The organism is Caldanaerobacter subterraneus subsp. tengcongensis MB4 (assembly GCF_000007085.1).
GTDB lineage: Bacteria > Bacillota > Thermoanaerobacteria > Thermoanaerobacterales > Thermoanaerobacteraceae > Thermoanaerobacter > Thermoanaerobacter subterraneus.
Window position 1 is genome coordinate 991,702 of the sequence record NC_003869.1, and the last position, 12,810, is coordinate 1,004,511.

A 12,810-nucleotide genomic window follows, 5' to 3' on the forward strand; every position below is an offset into this window, starting at 1 on the left:
TCAATCGCTACAATATAAAATGTGGTGAGGTGATTTAAAATGCTCTTAAAAGAAGGGAAAATAGGCGGGTTACATTTAAAAAATAGAATTGTGATGCTTCCGACCGTTACAAATTTGTCAAAGGATGGCTACGTCACAGAAAAAGAGATAGAGTACTACAGAAGAAGGTCAAGGTCAGTTGCTTTAGTGATCGTAGGAGCAAGTTTCGTAAATCCATTAGGCAAGTTCTTTCCCAATCAAATAGGAATAGATGCAGATGATAAAATAGAAGGTCTTAGCAAATTGGCAGAGGCAATACATCAAAATGGTGCTAAAGCAGCAATTCAACTGGCAATGCACAATCCAAAGTACAAACCAACAGATTTTCCAAAAGAAAAAATAAAAAACTTTGTGAAGGATTTTGTCAGAGGAGCGATAAGAGCAAAGAAAGCGGATTTTGATGCAGTAGAACTGCACTTTGCCCATGGATGGTTTGTAAGTCAGTTTTTGTCACCAAATACAAATAAAAGAGAAGATGAGTATGGGGGAAGTTTAGAAGGAAGGGTAAGATTTGCCGTTGAAATCTTAAAAGAGATAAAAGATGCTCTACCAGATTTTACGGTGATTTGCAGGATTAATGGAGATGATTTCACGGATGGGGGATTCAATATAAAAGAAAGTATTGAATTTGCCAAAATACTGGAGAAAAATGGAGCTTCTGCTATAGATGTATCTTCAGGAGTGTCTTCAACTTCTGAGTATCATATTTCTCCAATGGGGATAGAAGATAGACCATTATTACCTTTTACTAAAAAGATAAAGGAAAGTATTAGTATTCCTGTAATTGCTGCTAATAAGTTAGGGGATGTTTACGACTGGGAAAGGATTTTAGAGGAAAGAATAGCCGATTTTATAGGTATTGCCAGAGGTTTGATTGGAGATCCCGATTTGGCTGAGAAATTGATTAAGGGAGAAGAAACAGATATAAGGTATTGCATTCACTGCAATCAAGCTTGTATTGCTTATATACAGAAAGGGCTTTCGGTTTCTTGCATGATTAATCCAGAGGTAGGAAGAGAAAGAGAGTTTGAGGTAAAAACTGATAAACCGCTAAATATAGCAGTAATTGGCGGAGGTCCTGCTGGAATGTCTGCAGCTAAATATCTGGCAAGAAAAGGCCACAATGTTACACTTTTTGAAAAAGAGAATAGGTTAGGAGGACAGTTAAATGTTGCTCAAATTCCTCCTCACAAGCAAGAGATTGGGAGAGTTATTGAATATTTGAAAAGGGATTTAGAAAAGTACAATGTGAAAATAAATTTAAATACAAAAATATCTTTACGAGATATTAAAGAAATGCAGTACGATAAAATTATTATAGCTACTGGTTCAAAACCAGCAAAAATGAATTTAGATACAGATATTGCACCTCTTACAGCCATTGAAGTACTAGAAGGCAACATTCCAGAGGGTAAAAATATAGCAATAATTGGAGGGGGACTTACAGGGCTTGAAACGGCTGAATATTTGGCAGAGAAAGGGAAAAAGGTGACAGTTTTTGAGATTAGAAGTGAAGTGGGCGAAGGAATATATCCGATGGTGAAAAAGCTACTTCTTCAAAGACTGGAAAATTTGAAAGTCAATATAGTGACTGATGCCGAAGTGAAGGATATATCAAAAGGAAAACTTATGTACAAGGTAAAGGATAGATTTGATGTAATTGAGGTAGAGGCGGTAGTATTGGCGGTTGGCAATGTTTCAGATGAAGAATTTTCAGAACTAAAAGGCGATGAGAGAATTTATTTCATTGGGGATTGTAAAGAAGTAGCATCTGCGGTAGAGGCTATAAGGGAAGGGGCAGAAGTTTCACTTTTTATATGAGAGGTGAGACTAGTGTTGATAAAAGGAGAATATGTTGATATAAAAGGCAGTAAGATTCATTATTTAGAATTAGGAAGAGATGACACACAAGACCTTGTAATGCTACTCCACGGCAAAAGATATACTGCTTACGATTGGGTGAATTCAGGAATAGCTGAGAATTTGGCTAATAAAGGATTTAAAGTCATATGCTTAGAATTGCCCGGGTATGGGGCTTCAGAAGAGAGCGAACTTGAAAAAGAAGAAGTGCTGTTTGAATTCGCAAGTAAATTAAATTTAGCCCCCTTTCATTTGGTAGGTCCTTCTTTTAGTGGTGAAATATCATTGCGATTTGCACTCAAACACAGTAATATGCTGAAAAGTCTGACGGTAGTAGATAGTATAAACGTGGACCTCTACAAGGAGAGATTAAAAGACATAAAAGTAAAAACTTTGATTGTGTGGGGAAAGCAAGATAATATTGCTCCTTATGAGTTTGCAGAGATGTTAAAAGAAAATATTCCTGGAAGTTCTCTATATGTATTTGAAGATTCAGGTCATACTTGTTATTTTGACAATGCAAAGAAATTTTCTAAGGTGTTGGGAGATTTTTTTAGAGAATAAAGGGATACCGTTAAAGGTATCTCTTTTTTTATAGTTGACAAATGCGAAAAATACTGTATAATGTATACAGAACATCCCACAACAGTAGGGGAGTATTTTGTTGGAGGTAGAAAAATGAGAGTAGCAAGAATTGATGAAAAGATATGTGATAAATCACCTTTTTGTCCAGCTGCAGCAAGTTGTAGGTTTAAAGCTTTTAGAGTGATCCTGGGGACTTCTTTTAGAGTCAACATAAGTATTGATGAAGAAAAATGTACAGGTTGCGGTGTATGCGTGAGGTATTGTGGACCTGGAGCAATCAAGCTTATAGAAAAAGAAAAGGCTTCGTAAAAAGGGAGGCTATTCTGCCTTCCTTTTTATTTGGCTTTTTCTACTAATTCAATCCTGTGCATAGTAGAGGGATGGGAGTAAGAGAACCATTCTATAAAAGGGGGAGGAGATACGTCCAACAAACTTCTTTTTGCGAGGTCAATTTGAAGTTTTATAACAGGTTCTTTGCTGTGAAGGAATTCAACGGATAGTAAATCAGCCTGTTTTTCCATCTGCCTTGAAATGTAATTTTGTATAGGATTTGTGTCAAAATTGATAAGCAAAATAAACAAGTATATTACCGATAACACAGCTGGAGTTATTTTAATATTGGGATGAATTGTAATACTTGAGTGAATAAAAATATTAAGTAAGTAAAGTCCTATGAAAAGTCCGATTGTACCTATAAGTAAGCTTTTTAGCACATGATTTTCTTTCCAGTGACCTGCTTCATGGGCTATGACCGCTTTTATTTCATCATCTGGATAATTTTTTAGTAGCGTATCGTAAAGCACAATTTTACTTGTGCTGCCAAAACCATAAAAATAAGCGTTTGCCAGCGTTGTGCGTTTACTTGCGTCCATTTCTTGAATTTTATCTATTTTTATTCCTGCATTTCGAGAGATTTCTTGTACCATATTTATTATCTTAAGGTCTTTGATTGGGGTGAATTTATTAAACATTGGAGCTATGAAGTTTGGATATATGTAAATTTGAGCAAACATTACGACGGTGAGGAAGAAAAAGGCGGCTATCCACCACGTAATGGGCCATTTGTTTAAAAATATAAAGAGTAACAGTACCCCAATGGAGGAAAAAATAAAATCTAAAAGACTGCTTTTAAAATAGTCACTCCACCAAGAGGCCATTGTCTGAACGGAAAATCCCCATTCCACCTGGACGAAATGGTTTATTAAACTGAAGGGGAGAGAAATTAATCTTAAGATTAACCATAAAGCCATGAAGTATAAAAAGACATTCAAATAATATTTTCCACAAGAAACTTTTTCTGTATATCTTGAAAACAAAAGGGATCCTCTTCCAAAGGTAAACCATATTAAAAATAATGCCTTCGCCATGAAAGAACTTATATAGATTAAGCGGTTTATTTTGTGATATTTTTGAGCTTTTGCGATTTCAGCAGGGGAAAAGTATTTGTAGACATCATGGGGTATATTTCCAGGAAATAATGTATAATAAAGGTACAAAAAAGAGAATATTCCTGCAATTAAAATGAGCAAAAACCATAACTTGTTGAATTTTACAAATTCCATTTTCTTCAGTCCTTTCAAAAAAGATATCTGACATTATTATATATCATTAAAGAGGAAAGTAGTACCAGCAGTTTGCTTTTTTGAAAAAATGTATATATCATATAGTTGTAAGTGAAAGTAAGTGAGAGGGATGAAGATGAAAGTTCTTCTAGTTGGGATAAATGCCAAGTACTATCACACTAATTTGGCTATAAGAAATATAAAAAAATTTTGCCAGCCATATGATATAGAGATTTTTGAAGCTACTATAAATGACAGTACAGATTATATGCTGGAAAGCGTAATTGAAAAGAAACCAGACGTGGTAGGTATTTCATGTTATATTTGGAACATTGAAATTGCCCTTAATTTAGCTGAAAATATGAAGAAAATACTTCCCAACGTAGTGATGGTATTGGGAGGCCCGGAAGCGTCTTATGATGTAGAAAACCTATTATCAAAAGGCTTTGTAGACTATGTAGTCATTGGAGAGGGAGAGATTGCTTTTAAAGAGTTATTGGAGGCGCTGGAAGGAAAAAAAGATTTAAAAGAAGTTCCAGGTATTGGCTATAAAGTAGAGGAAGAAATAGTAATTCAACCGCAAAAATATTATGTAAACTTAGATGAGGTTCCCATTGGGTACGATGAAGAAGAAGATTTATCTGACAAGCTTGTGTATTATGAGACTTCAAGGGGATGCCCTTTTAAATGTGCGTACTGTCTTTCCTCTATCGACAATGTGCTAAGATATGAGAGCTTAGAGAAGGTAGAAAAAGATTTGAAATGGTTTGCAAACAAAAATGTTAAGATTTTAAAGCTTGTAGACAGGTCCTTTAATGCCAACAGAAAAAGAGCCAGAGAGATTTTATCTATTATGAAAAGGATAGAAGGAGAGATGGTATTTCACTGTGAAGTGAATCCAGAACTTGTAAACGAAGAGTTTATCTCTGAGCTTGAAGATTTAAAGGGAAGGATTCAGTTTGAAGTGGGAGTGCAGACTACTAATAAAGTTACACTTAGAAAAATATCCCGTACTACCGCTGTTGAAATGGCTTTAAAGGGGATAGAGCTTTTAAAAAAAGCGGGTATAAAGCTTCATGTGGATTTAATAGCGGGACTTCCTGAGGATAGTTTAAAGACTTTCAGCAAAGCTTTTGACGATGTGTACAATTTGAAACCGGAAGAAATACAGTTGGGATTTTTAAAAATTTTAAAAGGTACTCCTCTGGCTAAAAAAGTGGGGGAGTTTGGGATAGTTTATGACAGTAAACCTCCTTATGAGGTTTTGTATACAAAGGATATAAGCTATGAGGAGCTAGTAATATTAAAAGGGATAGCGTTTCTTATAGACAAATACTATAACTCAGGTAAATTTTTAAAAACCCTCGAGTACTTAGAAAAGTATTTTAAAAGGCCTTTTGACTTGTATTTTGAGTTTTATAGGTACTGGAAAGAAAATAAGCTTTTTTATAAGAATCATTCGTTAAAGGCTCTTTATAATGTTCTTTACGATTTTAGTGTTAAAAACATTGGATTAGAAGAAAATATAATAAAGGACTTGTTGAAGTTTGACTTTTTATACTCCACTAATGCCAAGGACTTGCCTGACTGTGTAAAGGAAAAAGATAAAAAGATACCTGACCTGTTTAGGGATTACTTAAAAAATGAAGAATGGCTAAAACAAAACCTTCCGCAGGCCGTAGGGCTTTCCAGTCTTGAATTATCAAAAAGAGTTTCTTACGCTTTTTTTGAGTACGATGTGACGGAAAATTTGATGAAAAAAGATTTGATAATAATTTTTCTTCACAGTGAAAAGAAGACCTATTTAGCAAAAATAGAATTATAAAATTTCGCTTTTTTAGAAAAGTGTGATAGAATTTTTCTGTAAAGTAAATCTTGGGGAGGTATTTTTATGAAAACTTTGGTAATTGCGCACAGGGGAGATTCTAAAAATGTACCTGAAAACACCATCGCTGCTTTTAAAAGGGCTATGGAATTGGGGGCGGATGGTATTGAGCTGGATGTACAGCTTACAAAGGATGGGCATCTTGTGGTGATCCACGATGAAACAGTAGACAGAACGACAAATGGAGAGGGCTTTGTGAAAGATTTTACGCTAGAAGAAATTAAGAAGTTGGATGCAGGTATAAAGTTTGGTGAGAAATTTGCGGGAGAGAGAATACCTACTTTGTATGAGGTTTTTGAACTGATTGGAGATAAAGACTTTCTTGTAAATATAGAGATAAAAAGTGGAATTGTGCTTTATCCGGGAATTGAAGAAAAATTGATAAAAGCAATAAAAGAATACAATTTTGAGGAGAGAGTCATTATATCCTCTTTTAATCATTATAGCTTAAGAGATGTAAAGAAAATGGCGCCCCATCTTAAGATAGGTCTTTTATACCAATGTGGGCTTGTAGAGCCTTGGCACATGGCACTTCGCATGGAAGCTTATTCGCTGCATCCTTTTTATTTCAACATAATACCCGAGCTTGTTGAGGGTTGCAAGAAAAACGGTGTTAAATTATTTCCTTGGACAGTTGACAGAAAGGAAGACATGGAAAGAATGATAAAGGCTGGTGTAGACGGGATTATCACAGATGACCCAGAGACCTTGATAAATCTTGTGAGGAAAGGGGGATAATATGGTTTTTGATGAAAACAATCAACTACCGCTAAACTATTTTAAGATATTCAATTTAGGACTTGGTTTTATGGTGGTCTCTATGATATGGGCTGCTTATAATGCTTATATGCCCATTTTTCTCGGGAATTTTACTAAAAGCAATACATTGATCGGTTTTGTGATGAGCTGGGATAATATAGCTAATCTCTTTATACTTCCTGTTTTCGGAGCTTTAAGTGACAATACGAGGACTTCCATAGGCAGGCGAATGCCCTATATACTAATTGGTATGCCAGTTGCTGGCATTTTGTATGCAATGCTTCCCTTACAGACAAAGCTATGGGCTCTTCTTATCGTTGACCTCATGTTTAATATTGTCGTTGCAAGTTATAGGACTCCGCTGGTGGCCTTGATGCCAGATATTGTTGAGGAGCAGCACAGAAGTAAGGCCAATGGGGTAATAAATTTCATGGGAGGATTGGGGGCTTTAATAATATTTTTTATAGGTTCCCAGCTTTATAAATTAAATAAAGCCTATCCCTTTTTTCTTTCAGGAATTCTTTCAATAATTGTGCCTGTAATTTTATTTTTGACAATAAAGGAACCTAAGTCTTTTGTTATTGAAGAAAGAAAAGAAAAGCAAAGTATAATAAAAGCCCTTATAACTGTTGTAAGGGACGAGGACAGAGCTCCCTTTTACACGCTTTTGTCAATTTTTATGATGATAGCAGGTTTTGCTGCAGTTGAGACTTTCTTTACAAGGTACTGTAAGATAGCTTTGGGAATTGATGAAAGTGTATCATCTTTTACGATGGGGTTTTACGCTTTGGCTTTTTTGATTTTCGCACTGCCAGCGGGATTTATTGCTTCGAAGATAGGTAAGAGAAAAACCATGATGATAGGCGCATTTGGGCAAGCGATACTATTTTTGATTTTCATGGTGGTTAAGGATTTCAGGATTATTCAAATCTTAATGCCTTTTGCGGGAATTTTCAATGCTCTTTTTACAATAAATTCTTATCCGCTTGTCGTAAGTTATACTTCTTCTGAAAAAATAGGAACTTACACGGGACTTTATTACTTTTTTTCTTCACTGGCGGCTATAGTTACTCCTTCTACGTTTGGCGCAATTATGGATTATATCGGTGTGAATAAACTCTTTCTAGCAGCTTCAATTTCTGTTTTTATTTCCTTTGTGTTTTTGTGGCTTATTGGTAAAAGAGGTGAAAAGCCAGAGATTTTGTGATATAATTTTAACTGTACACAAAAATAAATTTATAAATCAGGGTGATCTGATGAAAGAGAAGATTAAATTGATAAAGGGGAACATCGTAGACCAGGAAGTAGATGCCATTGTAAATGCAGCTAATTCTTCTTTGATTGGAGGTGGTGGGGTAGACGGAGCAATCCATAAAGCAGGAGGTCCTGCTATTGCAGAGGAGCTTAAAGTTATAAGGGAAAAGCAGGGAGGGTGCCCGACTGGTCATGCGGTTATAACGGGTGCAGGCAATTTGAAAGCCAAGTATGTCATTCACGCTGTAGGGCCTATCTGGAAAGGCGGCAATCATAACGAAGATAATTTATTAGCAAGTGCCTACATAGAGAGCTTAAAATTGGCGGATGAATATAATGTAAAAACTATTGCTTTTCCCTCAATAAGCACAGGAGCCTATGGTTTTCCTGTGGAAAGGGCAGCGAGAATAGCTTTAAGGGTAGTTTCTGACTATCTTGAGGGAAGTAGCATAAAAGAAGTGAGATTTGTTCTCTTCAGCGATAGAGATTATGAAGTGTATTCAAAAGCTTATGAAGAGCTGGATAAATAAAAAGGATAGGCGGTTTGACCTATCCTTTTTATTTTACTATTTTTTGGGCGATTAAGAATAACATTAGCACTCCAACTAGGAGTCTATAATACGCAAAAGGTTTTAAAACATGCCTTTTGAGGTAGGCCAAAAATTTATCGACTACGATCAAAGCAGTTATAAAGGACATTATAAATCCTACTGCCAGCGCTTCCCATTCTAGTAATGACATGGAGGTAATGTTTTTCACAAGTTCAAAGCCTGTAGCAGCAAGCATTGTGGGAATAGCCAAGAAAAAGGAAAATTCAGCAGCTGCTCTAACTGATAGGCCTACCAGCATTCCTCCCATTATAGTGGAAGCAGACCTTGACATTCCTGGGAATAAAGACATCACTTGGGCTACTCCAATCCAGAAAGCTTTAGAAGTGCTTACTTTGTCCATGTTATCAATTTTATACTTTTTGCCGAATATATCTTCTATCACTATCATCATTATTGCACCTACTATCAGGGCTATTGCTACGGTAAATGGAGAAAATAGATGTTCTTCAATGTAGTGATGGGTCAGTATACCAATTATCGCAGCAGGCAAAAAGGCTATGAACGTTTTATACCACAGATTAAATCCCCATTCTCCTGGCTTTAAAGCCTTAAGGGAGGAGAGAATTTTGTCTTTAAAATAATACACTACCGCTAAAATTGCTCCCAGCTGAATTACAATTTCGAACATTGTAGCAAACTTTCCTGTAAATTTGATAAAACTTCCGACGATTATGAGGTGGCCAGTGGATGAGATTGGAAGAAACTCAGTTAATCCCTCTACGATGCCCATTATAAAGGCTTTGATCAGTAGCTCCATTTTCATACCCCTTTATATAGAATTTTTGTCACCTCTATCTATTTTATATGATAATGATGGAGGAATCAATCAAGAAAATGTAAATTTAATCTAAATTTAATCTGTTTTCTGTGTTATAATTGGAACTAAGTTAAGAAAAAGGTAGAGGGGGAAAACTCATGGTTGAAGGGACTCTTTCTTTTATAATAGCAGTCTTGATATTGGTGTTCATACTTTGGGTTTTGGGGAAATCACTGAGATTGCTTTTAAAATTTGCCTTAAACTCTCTTGTAGGATTTATAATGCTTTTATTTTTTAATTTTTTTGGCGCACTTTTTAATGTGGAACTGCCTGTAAATATAGTGACTTCATTTATAACAGGAGTTTTTGGAATAGCAGGAATAGCAATTTTGCTGATATTAAAATACATGTTTCACGTGATATGAAAGTCCCTTCTTAGTTTTTGTTTATTATTTTCTATTTTGGGAATTATATAACTGAAACCCTTGGATATGGAGGTAGTGTATGGACATAAAAAGAGCTGTATTGGAAAATTTAAAGAGAAGGTCAAAAGAAGAAATAAAAGGTTTTATTCAGGAGGTGGTGGACAGCAAAAATGAAAATGCAATTCCCGGACTGGGGGTGATATTTGAAGCTGCATGGGAGAAAATGACTGAAGAGGAGAAGGACAGCATGATGAACCTGATAATGAGGGGGATATCTTGAAAGCCGAGGTATTTTTTACCTCGGCTTAATTTGTTGATACTTCATCAACAGGCTAGTTTTTATAAAAGTATGACTGTTACAATGTAAGCTGAGATAAGCCCCAGTACTGCAGGTATAAAATTTCTCTTAGATATTTTTCTGGAGTCAACATCTATTACAGCTGACACTACGGCTGTGCTCCAGGGTATTAATGTACCCCCTCCTGTCCAGACTGCAGCTAACTGTCCTATAGAAGCTAATAAAGCTGGGTTGAGGAAAGCTGCTGAGGAAAAAGTCTTTGCTAAAGCGCCTATTAAAGGAAGGCCTGAAAATCCCGAGCCAGACATTCCCGTGAGAATTCCCATTGCCAGTTCCAAAAGGGAAGCAGTGTATTTATTAAGAGGTATATGATGAGATAGGTAAGTTCCAAGGTCTACAAGATATCCTCTTGCATGAGGACCTATTACTTGCTTTGCCATACTGGTTTCTCCCAACAGAAAGAATGCACTTATTATTATAACGGGGGCAAAGGTCCTCATGCCGTTTAAAAAACCTTCTCTTAAGTAATCTCTTGTTTTATCCAGAAAATTTTCTTGAATTGCTGCAGAAGCTATTAAAACAATTATGGCTGTTCCACCTATTAAGGCAGTGGCTCCGCTGGAATGGATTTTAAAAAGTATCATTATGAGAACGTCTATCAAAAAGAGCACTACTGCTATTACTGATACTGTATAACTTTTAAATGAAACTGGTCTCCCGTGGATCGGTTTTGTCTCTACGTATTCTGAAGGTGGATGGTGTTTTGATGTATAAAGAACACAAAAATATAAAGATACACTAGCTACGACAGAAGATACTGCCCAAATTGGCAGAATATTCTGAACCAGCTGATGCGTATTTATTCCCGCTGCTTTTGCTGTTATTGAAGGAGCACCCTGTATAAAGAAATCTCCTGAAAGCGCTATGCCAAATCCAAAAACGGACACTATGGAAGCTAAAGAAACTTTGTCAATGCCTGATTTTAATGAAGGAATTATCAATACTGTACCTATGAGGCCTACAGCAGGGGCAGGCCACATGAAAAAAGAAAGTAGCATCATAAACAGACCTATTATCCAGAAAGAATACGTGGGGCTTTTTAGATGCCTTATAAAAGGTTTTGTCAATATTACGTCTGCTCCTATGTCGTCCAGAGCTTTTGACATAGCTATTATGAGGGAAATTATCACTATTATGTGCCACAGGCGTATTCCTGAAACCAATATGGCAGTGTAAATTATTTGTATTGCTTTTATCACATCCTTTGTAGCCAAAAGCCCAATTGCAAAAATTGCTATGATAACAGGCAGGATTATATCTTTTCTCATTAAAAGAAGTATAAGTATAACTAAAATTGCAATAAAGTAAGCTATTTGAGATGCTGTAAGCTCCACACTTTTTCACTCCCTTTCTTTTTTACAGTTTATATGGTAGCTAATTTTCTGCATTTTTATACTGGAGTATTTAGGTTTTAAATTGAAATTATGGCAATATAAAGCACATAATAAAAATTTTCAAGAAAAAGTGTTTATTTATTTTTTGTCATTTGTTATAATATACTTGAGAATAAAAAACAGGAGAGGATAGTATGAAAGCAATGGTCATAAAACCGGGAGTAAGCAAGATAGGAGCAGTTCACTGGGAGAGAAGGTTGTTTGACTCGTTAATTCCCCTGCCAGATGGTACTAGCTATAACGCTTATCTGGTAGAAGGCAAGGAGAAAGTTGCGCTTTTGGACACTGTTGACCCGATGACAGAATATATTTTGATGGAACAACTGAAAGATGTGAAAAAGATTGATTATATAATAGCTCATCACGCAGAGCAGGACCATTCAGGCAGTATCCCTGCAGTTTTGGAAAAGTATAAAGAGGCGAAGGTGGTGTGCACTCCAAAGGCTAAGACTTTCCTAATAGATCTCCTTCCCATACCTGAAGACAAATTTATCACTGTGGAAGATGGAGATACTTTAGACCTTGGAGGTAAAACCCTCAAGTTCATACATGCCCCATGGGTTCACTGGCCTGAGACGATGTTCACTTACTTGGTGGAAGACAAGATACTTTTTACATGCGACTTTTTAGGTTCACACCTTGCGACTTCTGAGCTTTATGCTACAGATGAATGTAAAGTATATGATTCAGCTAAAAGGTACTATGCAGAAATAATGATGCCTTTTAGGAACTTTATAGAAAAGCACCTTGAGAAAATAAAGGATTTAGATATAGAAATAATAGCTCCAAGCCATGGGCCTGTTTATAACAACCCCGAGTTTATATTAAATGCGTACAGAGAATGGGTTTTAGACAAGCCTAAAAACATTGTGTTAATCCCTTATGTGACAATGCACGGCAGTGTAAAGAAAATGGTAGAATATCTAGAGGCTGCTTTAGTAGAGAGGGGAGTTATTGTAAAGCCTTTTGACCTCTCTGTAACTGATATAGGAGAATTTGCAATGGCTTTAGTGGATGCTGCCACAGTCGTCATGGCCACTCCTACTGTGCTGGTAGGGCCACACCCAATGGCTGTTTACGCCGCTTATCTCACAAATGCTTTGAAACCTAAAGTTAAATTCATTTCAGTGATTGGCTCCTACAACTGGGGGAGCAAGGCTGTAGACCAGATTACTCAGATGTTTGGTAACTTAAAAGTAGAATTTATTCCTTCAGTATATATAAAAGGCTATCCAAAAGAAGAAGACTTTAAAGCTCTTGATGCACTTGCTGAGGAAATTGTAAAAAGGCACAAAGAAGCAGGAATTATGTAAAAAATCCC

Annotated in this window: 13 protein-coding genes; 10 read left to right on the forward strand and 3 right to left on the reverse strand. The window is 36.1% G+C overall.

From position 1 onward, the window contains the following. The first annotated feature begins 39 nt into the window (after positions 1–39). The 3 genes from TTE_RS04765 to TTE_RS04775 all read left to right on the forward strand — a co-directional run bounded on the left by TTE_RS04765 (position 40) and on the right by TTE_RS04775 (position 2,793). Complete coding sequence (locus TTE_RS04765; RefSeq protein WP_011025362.1) at positions 40–1,860, forward strand: FAD-dependent oxidoreductase; 1,821 nt, start codon at positions 40–42, stop codon at positions 1,858–1,860. A 12-nt stretch (positions 1,861–1,872) separates the two neighbouring features. Further along, entirely contained in the window at positions 1,873–2,463 is a 591-nt protein-coding gene (locus TTE_RS04770; RefSeq protein WP_011025363.1) for an alpha/beta fold hydrolase, read from the forward strand. A 114-nt stretch (positions 2,464–2,577) separates the two neighbouring features. Next, positions 2,578–2,793: an ATP-binding protein gene (locus TTE_RS04775; protein ID WP_031314071.1), complete on the forward strand. Its 216-nt coding sequence runs from the start codon at positions 2,578–2,580 to the stop codon at positions 2,791–2,793. A 26-nt stretch (positions 2,794–2,819) separates the two neighbouring features. Here the strand turns inward: TTE_RS04775 and TTE_RS04780 are convergent, their stop codons facing one another. After that, complete coding sequence (locus tag TTE_RS04780; protein WP_011025365.1) at positions 2,820–4,046, reverse strand: M48 family metallopeptidase; 1,227 nt, start codon at positions 4,044–4,046, stop codon at positions 2,820–2,822. A gap of 136 nt (positions 4,047–4,182) precedes the next feature. Here TTE_RS04780 and TTE_RS04785 point away from each other — a divergent pair, with 136 nt between their 5' ends. The 4 genes from TTE_RS04785 (at position 4,183) to TTE_RS04800 (ending at position 8,474) form a co-directional block, all read left to right on the forward strand. Next, positions 4,183–5,871, forward strand: coding sequence for a B12-binding domain-containing radical SAM protein (locus TTE_RS04785; protein ID WP_011025366.1), 1,689 nt, complete (start codon positions 4,183–4,185; stop codon positions 5,869–5,871). A 66-nt stretch (positions 5,872–5,937) separates the two neighbouring features. Further along, entirely contained in the window at positions 5,938–6,669 is a 732-nt protein-coding gene (locus TTE_RS04790; RefSeq protein ID WP_009610981.1) for a glycerophosphodiester phosphodiesterase, read from the forward strand. Position 6,670: 1 nt separating this feature from the next. Further along, positions 6,671–7,897, forward strand: coding sequence for an MFS transporter (locus TTE_RS04795; protein WP_009610980.1), 1,227 nt, complete (start codon positions 6,671–6,673; stop codon positions 7,895–7,897). Positions 7,898–7,946: 49 nt separating this feature from the next. Next, positions 7,947–8,474 carry an O-acetyl-ADP-ribose deacetylase gene (locus TTE_RS04800; protein ID WP_011025367.1) on the forward strand — a complete coding sequence of 176 codons (528 nt, stop codon included), beginning with the start codon at positions 7,947–7,949 and terminating at the stop codon, positions 8,472–8,474. A gap of 28 nt (positions 8,475–8,502) precedes the next feature. Here TTE_RS04800 and TTE_RS04805 read toward each other — a convergent pair whose 3' ends face one another. After that, positions 8,503–9,312, reverse strand: a complete 810-nt coding sequence (locus tag TTE_RS04805) for an undecaprenyl-diphosphate phosphatase (protein ID WP_031314072.1) — start codon at positions 9,310–9,312, stop codon at positions 8,503–8,505. Between the two features lie 158 nt (positions 9,313–9,470). On the opposite strand from TTE_RS04805, the gene TTE_RS04810 reads away from it, so the two are divergent. Together TTE_RS04810 and sspI are read left to right on the forward strand one after the other, a co-directional pair. Continuing rightward, positions 9,471–9,737, forward strand: coding sequence for a pro-sigmaK processing inhibitor BofA family protein (locus TTE_RS04810; RefSeq protein WP_011025369.1), 267 nt, complete (start codon positions 9,471–9,473; stop codon positions 9,735–9,737). 79 nt (positions 9,738–9,816) lie between these two features. Further along, a complete protein-coding gene (sspI, locus tag TTE_RS04815; RefSeq protein WP_011025370.1) occupies positions 9,817–10,017 on the forward strand; it encodes a small acid-soluble spore protein SspI in 201 nt (66 codons plus the stop codon). Positions 10,018–10,076: 59 nt separating this feature from the next. Here sspI and TTE_RS04820 read toward each other — a convergent pair whose 3' ends face one another. Then, the gene (locus TTE_RS04820; RefSeq protein WP_011025371.1) at positions 10,077–11,429 is read right to left on the reverse strand and encodes a hypothetical protein; all 1,353 of its coding nucleotides are present in this window, start codon (positions 11,427–11,429) and stop codon (positions 10,077–10,079) included. 194 nt (positions 11,430–11,623) lie between these two features. Here TTE_RS04820 and TTE_RS04825 point away from each other — a divergent pair, with 194 nt between their 5' ends. After that, positions 11,624–12,802 (forward strand): FprA family A-type flavoprotein, encoded by a 1,179-nt coding sequence (locus TTE_RS04825; protein ID WP_011025372.1) that lies wholly within the window; start codon positions 11,624–11,626, stop codon positions 12,800–12,802. The last annotated feature ends 8 nt before the right edge of the window (positions 12,803–12,810 follow it).

Bases quoted from the DNA above. Each gene is read 5' to 3' on its own strand.
- TTE_RS04765 (WP_011025362.1), top strand. From the start codon at position 40: ATGCTCTTAAAAGAAGGGAAAATAGGCGGGTTACATTTAAAAAATAGA.
- TTE_RS04775 (WP_031314071.1), top strand. From the start codon at position 2,578: ATGAGAGTAGCAAGAATTGATGAAAAGATATGTGATAAATCACCTTTT.
- TTE_RS04780 (WP_011025365.1), bottom strand. From the start codon at position 4,046: ATGGAATTTGTAAAATTCAACAAGTTATGGTTTTTGCTCATTTTAATT.
- TTE_RS04785 (WP_011025366.1), top strand. From the start codon at position 4,183: ATGAAAGTTCTTCTAGTTGGGATAAATGCCAAGTACTATCACACTAAT.
- TTE_RS04790 (WP_009610981.1), top strand. From the start codon at position 5,938: ATGAAAACTTTGGTAATTGCGCACAGGGGAGATTCTAAAAATGTACCT.
- TTE_RS04795 (WP_009610980.1), top strand. From the start codon at position 6,671: ATGGTTTTTGATGAAAACAATCAACTACCGCTAAACTATTTTAAGATA.
- TTE_RS04800 (WP_011025367.1), top strand. From the start codon at position 7,947: ATGAAAGAGAAGATTAAATTGATAAAGGGGAACATCGTAGACCAGGAA.
- TTE_RS04805 (WP_031314072.1), bottom strand. From the start codon at position 9,312: ATGGAGCTACTGATCAAAGCCTTTATAATGGGCATCGTAGAGGGATTA.
- TTE_RS04810 (WP_011025369.1), top strand. From the start codon at position 9,471: ATGGTTGAAGGGACTCTTTCTTTTATAATAGCAGTCTTGATATTGGTG.
- sspI (WP_011025370.1), top strand. From the start codon at position 9,817: ATGGACATAAAAAGAGCTGTATTGGAAAATTTAAAGAGAAGGTCAAAA.
- TTE_RS04825 (WP_011025372.1), top strand. From the start codon at position 11,624: ATGAAAGCAATGGTCATAAAACCGGGAGTAAGCAAGATAGGAGCAGTT.